Genomic DNA, 15435 nt, shown 5'->3' on the forward strand with positions numbered 1-15435 from the left:
CGATATTACGCTTCTCTATACGACGGCAATAAACTGTTGCTCCATTCGAATGCTTCCAGTTGAAGCGCATAGAGGCTCTCGCTCGGCAGATTCAATTCCAGGAGTAGAGGCGGCAGCAGTTGACTGGCTTCGCCCGGCTTTTCGACATATTCGGAAAGCTTGAGTAAATCGCCATAAAAACCTGTGCGATGCAATAGCGCTTCACGGACTTCCTTGCCCAGGATAATCTGTTCCAGGATGGTTGTCATGGGTTGGCTGAACAGGGTATCCAACAGCGACATCGTACCCACTGTGAAAGCGGTATCCGCAATACTTTTATTCGCAGGCTTGAGCTTCCGGGCGGCCAGTTCAAGAAACTTGCCACGTGTCGTCGCGAGCAGCAGGAGGGGCGAAGCGGATGCGGGGTCCGTGTCAGGCCCCATGTAGAGCTGGATCTGCAGCCATTGCCGTAACTGACGCCGCCCCAGCACCAGCAGCGCCTCGCTGATCGAGTTGATATTCTTCGCGACACCCATTGCGGGGGTATTGACGAGCCTGAGCAAGGACAGGAATAGGGACGCCTCTTTCTTGATGCGGTGTTCGATGACCGCATTCTCGGCATCCCTGACCACGAGCGCCATTAATTGCAGGATCGCCGCCTGCGAAGAGGTAAGTTTTTTTCCCGAAAGGATAACTGGCTTGGCAAAGTAGTACCCCTGAAAATAGTCGAATCCAAGCTCCGCGCAATTCCTGAACTGTTCAATCGTCTCTACTTTTTCAGCCACCAGCAATTTGTTGGCTTCCTTGAACTGGCTGGTCAGCGTGCTCAGATCGGCTCGGGTCATGACCGAAGTATCAACCTTGACGAACTCGATCAGTGGAAGCAACGGCCGGATGTAATCCGAAAAGATAATCACGTCATCCAGCGCGAACTTGTACCCCGCCCCGACCATATCGGAGATCCTGCGGATAAGCTCGGCCGTTATCTTGATCGTCTGAGGGATTTCAAACACCACTTTTTCACAGGGCAGAAAGCTCACAATGTCCGACATCAGCGTGGCGTAATCGACGTTGAAGAAGCCGGCCGCGTTGCCCATCACGGATTTCATGCCGAGCTCCGAGGTATGCGCGATGATGGAGGCGGCCCCGCGCAAATCCTCAACTGCATTCCCGGGTCTAGTCCCGACCCGGCGGAATAACAGCTCATAGCCGACGAGATTCTGGTTACGGTCCAGAATCGGCTGACGTGCAAGGAAAAACTCCTTTACTTGAGGAACAAGGGAAACTTGTTGTATCGGATCGAAGATCATGCCAGTTCTCAATTCGGCCATTTCAAAGCAAACTCCGGTTTCGGTTAACGCCCGACCCCCGGAGAGAAAAAACGGAATCGGGCTTATATTGCGATTGGTTCAACAAAGTGGGCCCATTGTTGAGCTGGGCCATATGGAGTTCTACTCCAGGAAAACATTCACGTGATTTCGTTCTTGCCCAAACCCGCCCAGATGCTTGAAGGACCGGGGATCATTACCGAAGATAGTCAAATAACGAAAGCCCCTGTACCCTGATGAATGCTTGCTGCGTCGCTTCCAGATAGGTCTTCTGCTGGGTGAGACTGCTGATGGCGGCGGGGTAATCGACGTCCCGCAGTTCCGCCAGTTGCTGCTTGTATTGTATGTTCAGGTCATCTCCGCCTTCATTGAGGGTATCAAGCTCCTTCATCCGGATGCCCACCGATGCATGGACCTTCAGTACATTGTCCAGCGCATTAGCGAGATTTTCCTGGGCCGCGCCGAGGCCACTGGCCAGTGCTGTCTTGTCGGCGGATGTTATCACCGGTTTTTCCAGGGTGTCGATCACATCGGAGAGCGACTTGAACACGCTTTGATAGCCGCCACCGGATGCGGGGATACGCTCGAATACCTCCTTCCCTGACTCGTTCACTGCAAGCTGGCGCGAGGCGCTCGCTTGTACCATGCGCAACCCCTCGTCGCCGAAGTACTGAACGCCGCTACCCGTATCGTCAAAGGGTTTGGTCGAGCCCTGAAAGCCAGAAAAGAGATATTGTCCGCTTCCGTCCGTACGATTCGCGAGGCCCACCAGTTCATCCAGATTGCCCCGCAATTCCGTCGCAATAGCGATCCGCCCGCTATCATTAAGGGTACCGTTGCCCGCATATACGAGTTGTTGCTGCGCGTTCTGCAACACGTTGGTCACATCGCTCAGCGTTCCTTCCAGGATGGCAAAATTATTCGCGGCGTACTGCCGGTTGGAGGCATGCTGTGTATTGGCCGCGTCAGCCTGGGATACTTCCAGTGCACGTGCATAGGCCGTCGGGTCGTCGGATGGGGTGAGCATGCGCCGCCCGCTGCTTATCTGTTCCAGGGTCTTGACCTGTGCGGTCTGCTGACGGTTAAGCGCGGCAATGCCCAGCTCGTAGCTTGTGTTATTGCTGACACGCATGGTGGCTCCTCTTTTGGTACATGTGTTATTAAGATCAAATCGGCAGATGAAATCCGGGGTGTATAACGCGGTTTGCGCCTGCTTTTTACCTCGTCACGTCGAGCAGGGCGTCGAACATCTGGTTGGCTGTCTGTATTACCCTGCTGGCTGCCTGGTAAGCCTGCTGGTAGCGCAACAGGTTGGCGGCCTCTTCGTCGAGATTGACACCCGATTCGGATTGCTGCACAGCCTTGGTCTGGCTCAGCAACGCTGCCTGGGACTCACTGGTCACTTCCAGTTCACGGGTTTTGTTCCCCACCAGGCTGACAAGCTGCCCATACGCGCCCTGGTAATTGGCGGTGCCGCCCGCCATCGTGTTACTGGTCTGCAGCGCCCCCAGCAGCAAGGCGTTCCGGTTATCGGCCGCTGCGTTGGTATTGGGTCCGATATTGAAAGTATCTCCCGCGCTGGGAGACCCTGTGATCTTTACCGTCCACCCATTGAAGCTGATCGAACCGCCGGGGGTGAATGTAACCCCCGTTGGACTGCCGGTTCCGACGCCATTCACGTCGAATGTGGTCGGGCTGGTAAAGGTCAGGGTGACCGGTTGCTGCAGATTGGGGTTGGGGGGCGGCGGGGCATCGACCGTTCCCGAGCTGATGCGCCCTGAGCCGCTATTGGCGAGGGGCGTTTCTGTTCGTATTGGCGCAGCGGCCGCGATCAGGCTCGTATCCTGGACCGCTACCCCGATCTGGGCGGCGCCATTTACCGTTGGACGGATAAGGAACTCATCCCCTGCCGCTATGGTGCCCGAGGTAAGGCTCAGGCGAACGCCATCCACCGTTTGAGGAAAGGTGGAAAAGGTCTGCGCAACGCCTTTCACTCCATTCGTAACAGAGGTAAGAATGTAATTAGCCCCATCAAAACGCAACTGGTAGTCTTTGGTGGCGAGGTCGCTGTAGCTCACCACTTCCGCAGCTACGACCCCGTTTCCGGTATTTACAGTAGAGGCGGATACCGATGGACTGGGGACCGTAAAAAAATCAGCGCCGGGGTTTCCCAAGGCATCCTGGCCCAACCTGTGCTGCTCATTGACAGTCCCGGCCATCACCATCGCAATCCGGCCCAGGCCATTGCGCACTGCGTCGATAGACTCATTTCGAAATTGAAGCAAGCCGCCCAGTTTGCCCCCGTCCAGATTCGATTCCTTGACGGGGACGGCATTTCCGCCCGACGCGTACGTTACTTCCAGACGGCGAGCGTCCAACGCGGAAGGCGCAACATCGAGCTGGACTGCGGTTGTGCCCGTCACCAGCGATTGGCCGCCGATGAAAACACTGTAGGTGCCATCCCCTTGTACGACAACCTTCGCGCGGATCTGATCGTTGAGCTGCGCCGCCAGTTCGTCCCGCTGGTCACGCAGATCGTTTGCCGGCTGGCCACCGACAATGCTTTCGGCCTGGCGTATGGTTCCATTCAGTTTAGCCACGCGTTCGGCCAAGGTATTGATGAGCGAAACACTGTCCTTGATTTGTGTATTCGTCCCATCCTGAATCTCATTCAACCGCCCATCCATGGACTGAAAACGCCTTACCAGGATCTCGGAATTGGATAGCATGGATTGCCGTGCCGCCACTTCGGCCGGGTTTGTGGCGACGGACTGCACGCTGCCGAAAAAATCCTGTAGCGCGGGAGACAGACCGAGACTGCCACCTGAGTCGGCCAACAGACTGTCGATCTGCTTCATTTGCGAGAAATAGGTGTCGAGCTGGCTGGACTCTGTCCTCGCCTGCGCCACCTGGCGGGTCAGGAATTCGTTATACGAGCGTTTTACCGTGTCGACCTGCACGCCTTGACCGATAAACCCGCTGCTTGTGGGTTGTGCCTGATTGGTTGACTGAACCGTTTGCTGGCGCGTATAGCCCGGCGTTGCGGCATTGCCGACATTATGGCCGGCCACGAGAAGTCCCTGCTGAGCCGCTTGCAGCGCACTCAGGCCAATGCCGAAAATACTGTTACCCATCGTTTCCGCCCCTGATAATATCCTTATCTGTATTAACGGTGCCGGACTGTGAAATCCTTAATTCGCGCGGCATTTACCGCATCCCTGGACAATTCAATGCGAGGCGCATGAAGAGCTCGTTCCGAGCCTGCTATGATTGAGGCGTAGTTTTGATTGTCCGGCTCAATTTATCGGCATAATCCGGATCCGTGGCGTATCCGGCCTTTTGCAGGCCTTGCGAGAAGCCCGCCACGTCAATCCCGCGCGCGGCCTGCGCCAGCAGGTCGGCATACCGCGGGCTGCTGCGCAGCAGCTTGGCATAGTCCCGGAACGCGTCGGCGTATGACTCGTAGGCGCGGAATTGCTCGACTGTCTTGCGGGCCACGCCGTTGACATACTCTGTTGTTACCGCCTCCACTACCCGGCCGCTCCAGTTGCCACCGGCTTTAATTCCGAACAGGTTGTGGCTGGGCGCGCCATCCGGCGCGCGCAGCTCCCGTTTCCCCCATCCGCTCTCCAACGCCGCCTGCCCAAGCACGAAGCGCGCGGGAATACCCGTCGCCTGGCTGGCTTCCTGCGCGTATGCCATCAGCCTGTCGCTGAACTCGGCCACGTGCGACGGTTGCGTCCGGAATGATGATTGCGATTGCGGAAGCGGTTGGGATGGCGGTTGGGACAGAGGTTGGGATGGCAATTGAGATTCCGGCTGCGCTAGCGGCGGCTGGGCAGATACAGGCGGTGCTGGCTGCTCCCGCTCCCCCGGCTCGACGATTGCGGAATCGGGGGGCAGATTCGGCTGGCGTGGGGGCAGCATGGGCAACGCTACCGCCGCCGCTTCCGCCGCGCTGGCTGCCGAGCGTGCGGATATCGAATCCACTTGCTGCACCGCCTCGGGCGGCAACCCATCGCGCAGTTGCCGCATCATCATCTCCGCCAGACCGACGCCACGCGCCGCCATGCTCTGGGATAACTGCTGATCCAGCATCGACATGTACAGTCGGCTTTGGTCGCTATCCAACAGGCTATCCTTGGGTGTTGCCTCGCGCATGCTCTTGAGCATCATGCCCAGGAACAACGCCTCGAACTGCCGGGCAGCCGCTTCCAGTCCAGCCTGTCCGGTTTTATCGGCAGCCGCACGCAACCCATTGACAGCCTGCACATCGAGAGCGAACCTGGTGGAAAGATCAGCAGGCGCCACCATCAGATAACCTCCAGCTCCGCCCGTAACGCGCCGGCCGATTTCATCGCCTGCAAGATCGCAAGCAGATCTTGCGGTGTCGCTCCAATCGCATTCAGGGCTTTCACCACCTCAGATAGCGACGCTCCCTCGACCATGGTAAGCATGCCCGATTCCTGCCTGATCTCGATAGTCGAGCGTTGCGCTTGCACCGTTTGCCCGCTGGAAAATGGCCCCGGCTGGCTGATTACCGGTTCGGTGCTGATCACGACAGTCAGATTGCCGTGAGCGATCGCGCATTGTTCTACCGTTGCCGCCTGGTTCATGACCACGGAACCGGTACGGCTGTTGACAATAACTTTCGCGTGGCCCGGCGCCGGACTGATATTAAGGCTTTCCATCTCCGCGAGGAATCCGACGCGCTGATCGCTGCCACTGGGCGTGCGTACCTGGACCGCCCGCCCATCCAGCGCGGCAGCAGTACCCTCCCCAAACTTCCCGTTGATCGCATCCACTACTCGGCGCGTCGTCGTAAAATCCGTCGTATTCAACTCGAGCCGGATGATATCCGCCTCGCCAAGCGCCACGGGCACCGCGCGCTCGACCGTGGCGCCGGCCGTAATGCGTCCCGCGCTCAGATGATTGACCTGGACCTGGCTTCCACTCGCCGCCGCGCCGAATCCCCCAACCAGCAGATTACCCTGCGCCATCGCATAAACCTGCCCGTCAGCGCCCTTAAGGGGTGTCATGAGCAGCGTTCCGCCCCGGAGGCTACGGGCGTTGCCCATGCTCGATACTGTCACGTCAATCAACTGCCCCGGTTGCGCAAGCGGAGGAAGCACCGCCGTCACCATTACGCCGGCCACGTTTCTCAAGCGCATGTTGGTGCCGGGAGGCACGTTAATACCCATCTGATTCAGCATGTTGTTGAGCGTCTGGATAGTGAAGGGGGTCTGAACGGTTTGGTCGCCCGTGTTGTCCAGTCCCACCACAAGGCCGTACCCGACCAGCTGATTGCTGCGTACGCCTTGAATCGACGCCAGATCCTTGATGCGTTCGGCTTGTGCTGGTCCACCAGTCAGGCAGCACCCGGCCAACGCAATAACTAGCATACGGCTGAGCAGGTGCCGAACGGGGGCGGGAGATGATTCGGTTATCGGATTGCACGTCATTTTTGCGTTGCTTAGAATGGCGAGACCGTGAGGAAAAAGCGCGACAGCCAGCCCATCGTCTGCGCTTCGTCGATATAGCCGTTGGCCTTGTACTCGATGCGCGCATCGGCTACCTGTATTGATGAAACCGAATTATTGATAACCGTTTCCGGACGCACCACGCCAGAGAAACGGATGTATTCGGTACCCTGGGCCATGGCAAGCTGTTTTTCACCGCTTACCACCAGGTAATTATTCGGTAGCACATCGATGACCGTGACAGTGATCGTGCCACTGAAATTGTTGGTCGAAGCTGCCTCGCCTCCACCCGCAAAGTCACTGGCGGAAGACGCGCCCATGTCCAGTTTTTTGGTGATTGGAACGCCATAAACAATGGGTGGCATACCGATATTCATTTCGCCTTTCTTGTTGGCGCTGCTGTTGGAACGTTTGCTTGCGTTGGTTCGCTCGTTGAGAAGAATGACGAGCGTGTCCCCGATCTGGCGCGCACGCCGGTCTTCGAATAAGGGCTTGTAGTGAGGCCCCGGCTGAAAAATTGCGCCATCGTTGGGCAGGGGTCCGCGCTGGGCGGCGCGCGCCCACATCGGCTGCTGCACGATTGGTTTCGGGTCTGGGAGACTGCAGCCGCCCAGCAGGATAGTGACCGTCCCCAGCAGGAATTGGCTCGCCCGCTTCCCTGAAGATTTGGGAATCATCCCTTCCTCGTATCTTTCATATCCATTGCCGCACCAATCTGACGTCCCGCCCTGCTCATCTATATTTGCGTCAGGCGCTGCAGCATCTGGTCGGAGGTCTGCACCGATTTGCTGTTGATCTCGTAGGCGCGCTGGGTCTGGATCATGTTGACCAGTTCCTCCACCACGTTGACATTGGAGGTTTCCACATATCCCTGATTCAGCACACCGGCCCCGTCGGCGCCGGGATTAGTGATGTTTGGAGTGCCGCTGGAGGCTGTTTCTATGTAGAGGTTCTCGCCCACGCTCTGCAAGCCGGCGGGATTGATAAACGTGGCAAGTTGCACGGTGCCGACCTGAACCGGAACGGTGGACTCCGGCGTGGTAACGGAAACGGTTCCATCCCGGCCAATGGTAATGCTCTGCGAATTGGGCGGGATAGCGATAGCAGGCTGGATGAAGTAGCCGCTCGAGGTCACGAGCTGACCCTGAAAATCGGTCTGGAACGAGCCATCACGTGTATACGCCGTGGAGCCATCGGGGCGCAGTACCTGGAAAAATCCCTGGCCCTGGATCGCGACGTCTTTCGAGTTGCCTGTCTGTTGCAGATTGCCCTGAGTAAATATGCGCTCGGTTGTGACGGGCCGCACGCCCGTGCCCAGCTGTAATCCGGACGGCAATTGCGTCTGCTGGGAGGATTGCGCCCCCGGCTGGCGCAATGTCTGGTACAGCAGATCCTCGAAAACCGCGCGCGAGCGTTTGAATCCGTTCGTCCCCACATTCGCCAGATTGTTGGCGATAACATCCATTTGAGTCTGTTGCGCGTCCAGACCGGTTTTTGAAATCCAAAGCGAGCGAATCAAGCGAGTCTCCTGAGTTTGTTAATACAGCATCTGTCTAGAAAGATCAGCAAGGACCTTGCTGGAAATAATTAGCGCTGGCAATCATGTTGCGCGCCGGCGGACGAGCGGGGCCTGAAAAACAGATTTCACCCTTTTTCCCCCGTTTCATGTACCGTTCAAACAGTCGTTACCTGTCCGAACGCGGTCGAGCATACGCCGGAGGGTGGGCGGCCACGGCTCAGCTACTAACTCATGCTCAGGAGGCTGCTGGCCCGTTGCGCATTACCTTCGGCGTTCTGCAGCAGCTTCATGTGCATCTCGAACTGGCGTGAAAGAGAGATCATATCCACCATCGCCTCGACCACGCTGACGTTGCTGCCCTCCAGCGCACCGCTGCCTAATGTCACGTTCGCATCCGCCACTGCCTCAACCCCACTGTTAAGCCGAAACAGGCCGTCCAGCCCACGAGTGAGCTGAGCTTCGGGTGGATTGACCAGCTTGATGCGTCCGACCATGACGGCGATATTGGGCTCGCTCGTTCCCGCTCCCGCGGGCACAGTCGAGACGGTACCGTCCGTGCCAACAGAAACCTTGGCGTATGGTGGAATGGAAATGAGCCCTTCCTCCCCACGCACATTTAAACCATTACGCGTCTGTAATACGCCGTTGGCATTAACATGCAGATTGCCGTCGCGGGTATAGGCTTCTGTACCATCTGCCATTTGAACAGCAATCCAGCCCCTGCCCTGCACCGCCACATCGATATCGCGCCCGGTCTGTTGCACTGTTCCGGGACGGAAATCCGAACCCGCAGTTGAATCCACGACAAACGCGCGCGTTGGCAGCGTATCGCTGAAGACGGGCACGGCGCGCAATGCGCTGATTTCTGCGCGGAAACCCGTAGTATTCGTGTTCGCGAGGTTGTGCGACACGGCGGCATGTTGCCCAAGCGTGTGCTTGGCTCCGGTCATGGCAACGTAGATCATGCGGTCCATAATTACTCCTGTGACGAGTCCGCTCTAATTTATTGGTTTCCCGATCACCTCAGGTTGACAATTGTCTGCAGTATCTGATCCTGCGTCTTGATAGTCTGGGCATTTGCCTGATAGATGCGCTGCGCCGTGATCATATTGACCAGCTCCGAGGTCAGTTCCACGTTTGACTCTTCCACGGCGCCCGCCTGCAATACGCCGAGGCCGCTGGTACCGGGTGCGCCGACAAGGGCGGCGCCTGACGTGGAACTTTCCTTCCATGTATTGTTGCCCTGCACCGCAAGACCCTGCGGGTTGGCGAAATTGGCCAGCACAACCTGTCCGAGGTCGAGGAACTCGCCGTTGGAGTAACCGCCGCGAAGCGTGCCGTCCGGCGCGACTGAATAACCGGTGAGCTGACCGGATGTATAGCCATCCTGCGACAGCGCATTGACACCAGCAGGTGACCCGAACTGCGTTGTGCCTGTGAAGTCCAGGTCAAAAGTCAGAGGATTGGCGCCAGTTGTCACCGGTGATGTGATGCTGAAGACGCTGGAACCCGACGGGTTGAGGGAACCGTTCGGCAGGAAATTCAACGAACCAACGGCCAGTCCCCCGTTAAGCACGGCACCGTCGTTGGCAGCGAATACATCCCAGGTGTTCGCTGCGGTTTTGACGAAATAGGTCGCCAGGTCCGTATCATTACCCAAGCTGTCATAGATTGGCAGTGAAGTCGAGCTATGGTAGGTGGCTGGATCGGTTGGATCGAAAGCAGCCGAACTCAGCGCAGTCTCCCGTGAGTCGAGGTTAACCAATGCATTCACCTGGGTGGTGGTCGCGGGCGCCAGGTCGGCCTTGGAAATGCGCAAGTCGGTTGGTGAGCCCGAGATGATCTGGCCCGTAGTATCGGCACCATATCCGGTGAGGCGAAGACCGTTACTGTTGACGATATAACCGTCCTTGTCCGGATGAAATTGTCCGTTGCGCGAATAACTGATCGCGCCCTGATCGCTCAAGCGGTAGAAGCCGTCGCCATTGACAGCAATGTCCAGCGGATTATTGGATACCGTAATGCTTCCCTGTCCGAACTGCTGCGCCACGGCTGCGACCTTCACGCCAATTCCCGCCTGGGTACCGCCGCCTCCCGATAGGGAGTTCGCGAACATATCGGCAAATTGAGTCTGTGACTGCTTGAAGCCAACTGTGTTGGTATTCGCTACGTTATTGCCGATAACTTCCAGATTCTTGGATGCGGCGTTCAAGCCGCTTAAACCCTGTTGAAAACCCATGATTGAATCCCCTATTCCCTGTTTTGATGAATGTTTTCGCTTTGCGACAACCGCGCGTCTCCGCCTAAAAACGTGGTCTGCCCAATGTCTATTCCCTGTCCTGGCAAATTGCCCGGCTAGTAAATCTGCCTGACATCGGCCAATCCCACCGTGCCCAGCGTTCCAACGTTAAGCCCGACGCCGTCCTTACCTTGCGATACGCCCTGAACTGTGCCGCGGGATAACGTCTGTGCTTCGATCTTCTGGTCCGCGCGCAGCGCTTCGACGCTGATGTTGTATTCGCCGTCGACCGCGGAGGTGCCGTCAGTGGTCTTGCCATCCCACGTCAGCGTCAGCGGCCCGGCGGTTCGTCCATCCAGGTCCATGACCTGTACCACGTGCCCGGCGGAATCGGATATCGTTATTTTTACCTTATCCGCAGCCTGCGCCAGGTCGACGCCGAATACCCCGCTCCCGCCGGAAAGCCGCAATGCGGAGCCGGGAACGAGCACATCCTTGCCGATCATGCCCGCGGCCTGTAGAGACTGGCCGGCGGTAATGCCGCTGGCCATGGCTGAGATAGTGGCATTAAGCTTTTCAATTCCGTTTACCGTGCTGATTTGCGCAAGCTGGGTCGTGACCTGGGCGTTATCGAGCGGGTTGAGCGGATCCTGGTTTTTCATTTGCGTCACCAGCAGCTTGAGAAACCGGTCCTGTATGTCATCAGCAGCGGATTTTGCTGTGTTTTGCGCGCTATACGGCGCAAAAGGGTTCACAGTCGGCGGCGTGTCCTGAATGGCGCTCATGGGGGGATCCTTTATTGTCCAATGGTCAAGGTTTTTAGCAGCAACGTCTTCGCGGTGTTCATCATATCTACGTTATTCTGGTATGAGCGCGATGCGGAAATCATATCGACCATCTCTTCCACCACGTTCACGTTTGGCATGGTGACGAAACCCGCCGGATTAGCCATGGGATGAGTCGGTTCGTAAACCATTTTCATTGGCGACTGATTCTCGATCACGCGCGCCACCTTCACGCCGTGCGTGCTGCTGATGCCGTTAGGACCATTGGGGCCCATGCCATCCATTGGCGTAGTACTCGTGAATACGACCTGCTTCGCCTTGTACGGCTGGCCGTTTGAGCTGGTGGCGCTATCGGCGTTGGCAAGGTTGCTTGCAACGACATTAAGCCGCTGGTTCTGGGCAGTCATGGCAGAGCCGGCGACAACAAAAATATTGAACAGGGACATCTTCCGTTTCTCCTTTACCCTTTCGTTAACCTTGAATGGCGGCGCGCATTAACCTGATCTGCTCGTTGATGAAGGTAAGATTGGCCTCATAGTGAATCGCGTTGTCCGCGAATTGACTACGCTCCACATCCATATCCACGGTATTGCCATCCACGCTGCCCTGGACTGCGGAACGGTATAGCACTGGCGTGCCCGCGGCCGCTCTCCCTGGTGTTGGAATATGGTTCGGCGCACTGGTAGCCAGCCTGACAGCGCCGTTGACGGCGTTTCCGGCCACGACGCTGTTCAACGCGTCCTTGAAGCTGATGTCGCGGGCTTTATACTTTGGCGTGTCGGCATTGGCGATATTGGAAGCAATCAACTGCTGGCGGTGCGCGCGCAGGTTGGCCGCCTCCTGATAAAAACGAAATGTGGGATCAAGTTTATCGATCATGAAAGCTCCGTGACCTCTTTGCTACGGTATCCACTAGACATACCATCTTATTGGAAGGCGAACGGCGTCAATAGTCGAATCAGCGAGGGTAAAAACCTTCATCTCAAGGCTTTGAAACGTCTCATTCCAAATCCCGGCGAAGCAGTGTCGAGGCGGCCCAGGTGCCCGGGCCGCTTATCCAGGGTTCTCTCCTTATAGCCGCGCACAGCAGCGCGCGGTGACGCAGCTGCAGTATGTCGGGTCGGCTTGCCGCCCATCCTTCGATTAACCGAGAAAACACGCCTCACTTCCGGACCTCACAGAAAATTTACCCACTCTAGAATGCTGCTTGTTCACTTGCCTGTTCCGGACTATCGTTCCAGGAGTCCATCATGTCCATCACCTGCTTCCGGCTGCTGTCATTCGGTCTGAGCTTTATTACACTGGTTTCTGCCGCCGCTGCCTCGGCGCCTGTGAATCCCAGGCAGGACCCGCGCCTCATCCAGGAGGCCGTCATGAACTTCCTGCATGCACAGTCGGCTAGCCTGCCCGGCGAGGTCGAGATCACGCCCGGCATTATTGATACGCGGGTTAATCTCCCCGCCTGCGCAGCACTTGAGGCAACCTTGCCGCCGGGTAACCGCCCCTGGGGCAATACCGCCGTCGCGGTGCACTGTGCCTCGCCTCAGCAATGGACAATTTATGTGCGCGCGACGGTCAAGGTGGTGGCCGATTACGTCGTCAGCACCCGACCGATGAGACAGGGACAGGTGCTCACTGCCGCTGACCTGACCACCCAAAGGGGTGACTTGGCCCAGCTGCCGCCCGGGATAATCACGGACTTTAATCGGGCTATTGGCAGCACGCTGACCGGCAGCCTTCCCTTTGGCAGCCCTCTTCGCCAGGACATACTGCGCGCCCCCGCGGCCGTGTTACAGAATCAAAGCGTCAAGCTTGTCTCAAGCGGACGCGGCTTTAGCGTCAGCGCAGAAGGCAGGGCCCTGAACAATGCCGCTGAAGGGCAGCTGGTCCGGGTTCGCAGCGCGTCGGGCACGGTGGTGAGCGGTATCGCGCGCCCAGGGGCGATCGTGGAAGTGAGTTATTAATGGTCGAAAGGTACGGCAGGATAAAGGACGGGCGGGGATCACTCCGCTCCGAATTCAAATGACGCTTACGGGCGCCAAGGTATAGTTTGGGATTTTTCGGGTGAGGGGGTTTGACGCGCTAACGGATAATGAGTTGATTGATGGGTTGACTGTTTCTCCGCCTTTTGCATGGAATGGCAGAAAAGCATCTAAACTTGCAGCGCGGTATGTAACAATACCGCGTGAAGCAGTAGATTTGCCTCAAGTTTTTCCATAACGCTGCCGTTAGACTCTTCAGTTAAACCGCAGGAGAAACCACCCGTGAAAATCGACAATACAATAATGCCGACGCACGTTGGCGAGGCAGCAGCCTCAGCCATGAAATTCAGCCAAAGAACGGCGGAGCCCACCCCGGGCAACGATCAAGTACAACTAAGCACGCAACTGCAGGATATAGAGAAAAAACTTGCGCAGGGTGAAGTTTTTGACGCTGGGCGGGTAGAGGAAATCAAGCAGGCAATCAGCGAGGGCCGCTTCGTGGTCAACCCCGAAAAAGTGGCCGATGGTCTGCTGGAAACTGTACGTGATCTTCTCCGCAGCAATCAAGGCTGATTTTGGAGCATCCCTTGACGGAAACAGTTTTTGATCCGGTACATTTCATCCGATCGGAATGCGATGCCATCCGTGATTTCATTGACACGCTGCGGGGGGAGCAAGCTGCCCTTAGGCAGGCCGACGTTTCGCTGCTCCCGCGCCTGGCAGAGGAAAAAGCGCAGCGGGCACAGCAACTTGCCCAGCTCGCCGATGCCCGCAAATGCCTGCTTTCAGCGCAGGGCCAGGCTACGGATCGAGCCGGCATTGAACGCTGGCTGCAAGATTTTCCCGTCGCGGCGGACGCTTGGCAAGAGCTCATCCGGCTCGCAGAAACGGCGAGCCAGCTCAACAGCATAAATGGAAAGCTCGTCGGTCAGCGCCTGCGCTATAACCAGCAGGCGATCGCCGCGTTGCAAGACGCCACGCAGGTCGCCAGCCTCTACGGCGCCAACGGTCATACCCAGCCATTCCTGGTTGGACGGCAACTCGGCGAAGTTTAATCCCCAAAACGCTGCGCTGCGCCGTCGGACGACAGTCATCGCCGGAAGCAGGCCGCTTTACATCGGTCAGGCAGCGTGCCCCTTCAATACCTCGGGTAGCGCATCAGGCGGCATGTGGAATTTATCGGACGTACCGGGTGAGGCGCCAGGTTCAGAATCGGGAGATGACGACAAAATCGTGATGGTCACTCGCCGGTTCCGCATGCGGCCTTCCTCCGTGTCATTCGAATTCACTGGGCGGTATTCGCCGTAACCCGCGGCGATCAGCCGCGCCCCCGCTACGCCATTGTCAATCAGCAGGCGCACCACGCTGCTGGCGCGCACCGCGGATAACTCCCAGTTCGAGGGAAATTTCTCCGTGACGATAGGTATGTCGTCGGTATGGCCCTCTACGCGAATCATCTGGTCTCCGTCTTTCAGCACCTGCGCCACCGCCTCCAGCACCTTGCTGGAATCCTCCTGCAATACAGCCTGACCGGTAGCAAACAGCACACTCGCATTGATTTCGACGCTCAGGCCCCTATCGCTGTGGATGACCCTTACCTGACCATTCTCGATAAGTGGTCCGAGCGGAGCAAAGGCCGCCATGATGTCATGTGCGACCACCTCCATCCTTTCCCGACGCTGACGCTGGGCTTCCGCTGCGCGGCGTGCTTTTTTTGCCGCAACCTGCTCCTGTAGCGCCGGTTCATCCGGGGTCAGACTCAGGATATTCTGATGGTCTGATTTCGCCCCGAACGCACTCACGAGCGAACCCGTCAATATCCGATGCTTGCCTTCGTTAATATGTGAAATGGCGTACATCACGACAAAAAGAGCGAGCAACAGCGTTATGAAATCCGCGTACGACACCATCCAGCGATCGCGATTTTCCAGTTCTGCCAGCCGGTATCTTCCTCCCCGGTGGCGCCGCCGCGGTTGACGTTCGGTAGCTTTGTTGACGGGTTTCTTTGGCGATGGATAAGCCCTCGCCGGATTAACTCTCACACCATAACGCCCTTTCCCGCTGTAATCAGCCTGCATGGTTATGCATGAGAATTTTCTACCACGGTCACCACGATCTCAATT

Annotated in this window: 16 protein-coding genes; 3 read left to right on the forward strand and 13 right to left on the reverse strand. The window is 57.4% G+C overall.

Annotated features, from left to right (window positions below; all coding sequences use genetic code 11):
• Nucleotides 1-5 precede the first annotated feature (5 nt).
• From C8R31_RS06350 to flgB, 12 genes are all read right to left on the reverse strand, one after another.
• Nucleotides 6-1310: an EAL and HDOD domain-containing protein gene (locus C8R31_RS06350; protein WP_258192590.1), complete on the reverse strand. Its 1305-nt coding sequence runs from the start codon at nt 1308-1310 to the stop codon at nt 6-8.
• Between the two features lie 193 nt (nt 1311-1503).
• Complete coding sequence (gene flgL, locus C8R31_RS06355) at nt 1504-2439, reverse strand: flagellar hook-associated protein FlgL (protein ID WP_107693202.1); 936 nt, start codon at nt 2437-2439, stop codon at nt 1504-1506.
• 85 nt (nt 2440-2524) lie between these two features.
• A complete protein-coding gene (gene flgK / locus C8R31_RS06360) occupies nt 2525-4441 on the reverse strand; it encodes a flagellar hook-associated protein FlgK (RefSeq protein ID WP_107693203.1) in 1917 nt (638 codons plus the stop codon).
• 130 nt (nt 4442-4571) lie between these two features.
• Nucleotides 4572-5621, reverse strand: a complete 1050-nt coding sequence (flgJ, locus tag C8R31_RS06365; protein ID WP_107693204.1) for a flagellar assembly peptidoglycan hydrolase FlgJ — start codon at nt 5619-5621, stop codon at nt 4572-4574.
• Nucleotides 5621-6709, reverse strand: coding sequence for a flagellar basal body P-ring protein FlgI (locus C8R31_RS06370; RefSeq protein WP_107693492.1), 1089 nt, complete (start codon nt 6707-6709; stop codon nt 5621-5623). Before C8R31_RS06370 ends, flgJ begins: the two co-directional genes overlap by 1 nt.
• A 71-nt stretch (nt 6710-6780) precedes the next feature.
• Entirely contained in the window at nt 6781-7464 is a 684-nt protein-coding gene (locus C8R31_RS06375) for a flagellar basal body L-ring protein FlgH (RefSeq protein WP_107693205.1), read from the reverse strand.
• A 59-nt stretch (nt 7465-7523) separates the two neighbouring features.
• Nucleotides 7524-8306, reverse strand: a complete 783-nt coding sequence (gene flgG, locus C8R31_RS06380) for a flagellar basal-body rod protein FlgG (RefSeq protein WP_107693206.1) — start codon at nt 8304-8306, stop codon at nt 7524-7526.
• Between the two features lie 224 nt (nt 8307-8530).
• The gene (locus C8R31_RS06385; RefSeq protein ID WP_107693207.1) at nt 8531-9280 is read right to left on the reverse strand and encodes a flagellar basal body rod protein FlgF; all 750 of its coding nucleotides are present in this window, start codon (nt 9278-9280) and stop codon (nt 8531-8533) included.
• A 44-nt stretch (nt 9281-9324) separates the two neighbouring features.
• Nucleotides 9325-10545: a flagellar hook protein FlgE gene (flgE, locus tag C8R31_RS06390; protein WP_107693208.1), complete on the reverse strand. Its 1221-nt coding sequence runs from the start codon at nt 10543-10545 to the stop codon at nt 9325-9327.
• Between the two features lie 116 nt (nt 10546-10661).
• Nucleotides 10662-11330 carry a flagellar hook assembly protein FlgD gene (locus C8R31_RS06395; RefSeq protein WP_107693209.1) on the reverse strand — a complete coding sequence of 223 codons (669 nt, stop codon included), beginning with the start codon at nt 11328-11330 and terminating at the stop codon, nt 10662-10664.
• Nucleotides 11331-11341: 11 nt separating this feature from the next.
• Nucleotides 11342-11776, reverse strand: a complete 435-nt coding sequence (gene flgC, locus C8R31_RS06400; protein WP_107693210.1) for a flagellar basal body rod protein FlgC — start codon at nt 11774-11776, stop codon at nt 11342-11344.
• Nucleotides 11777-11801: 25 nt separating this feature from the next.
• Nucleotides 11802-12209 carry a flagellar basal body rod protein FlgB gene (gene flgB, locus C8R31_RS06405; RefSeq protein ID WP_107693211.1) on the reverse strand — a complete coding sequence of 136 codons (408 nt, stop codon included), beginning with the start codon at nt 12207-12209 and terminating at the stop codon, nt 11802-11804.
• Nucleotides 12210-12580: 371 nt separating this feature from the next.
• Between flgB and flgA the strand changes: the two genes are divergently transcribed.
• The 3 genes from flgA to C8R31_RS06420 all read left to right on the forward strand — a co-directional run bounded on the left by flgA (nt 12581) and on the right by C8R31_RS06420 (nt 14367).
• Nucleotides 12581-13294 carry a flagellar basal body P-ring formation chaperone FlgA gene (gene flgA / locus C8R31_RS06410; protein WP_107693212.1) on the forward strand — a complete coding sequence of 238 codons (714 nt, stop codon included), beginning with the start codon at nt 12581-12583 and terminating at the stop codon, nt 13292-13294.
• Between the two features lie 300 nt (nt 13295-13594).
• Nucleotides 13595-13885: a flagellar biosynthesis anti-sigma factor FlgM gene (flgM, locus tag C8R31_RS06415; RefSeq protein ID WP_258192591.1), complete on the forward strand. Its 291-nt coding sequence runs from the start codon at nt 13595-13597 to the stop codon at nt 13883-13885.
• A gap of 14 nt (nt 13886-13899) precedes the next feature.
• Entirely contained in the window at nt 13900-14367 is a 468-nt protein-coding gene (locus C8R31_RS06420; RefSeq protein WP_107693213.1) for a flagella synthesis protein FlgN, read from the forward strand.
• A gap of 66 nt (nt 14368-14433) precedes the next feature.
• Here C8R31_RS06420 and motD read toward each other — a convergent pair whose 3' ends face one another.
• Nucleotides 14434-15390: a flagellar motor protein MotD gene (gene motD / locus C8R31_RS06425; protein WP_107693214.1), complete on the reverse strand. Its 957-nt coding sequence runs from the start codon at nt 15388-15390 to the stop codon at nt 14434-14436.
• Nucleotides 15391-15435: the final 45 nt, after the last annotated feature.

The sequence above is a fragment of the Nitrosospira sp. Nsp2 genome (genome assembly GCF_003050965.1).
Taxonomy (GTDB): Bacteria; Pseudomonadota; Gammaproteobacteria; order Burkholderiales; family Nitrosomonadaceae; genus Nitrosospira.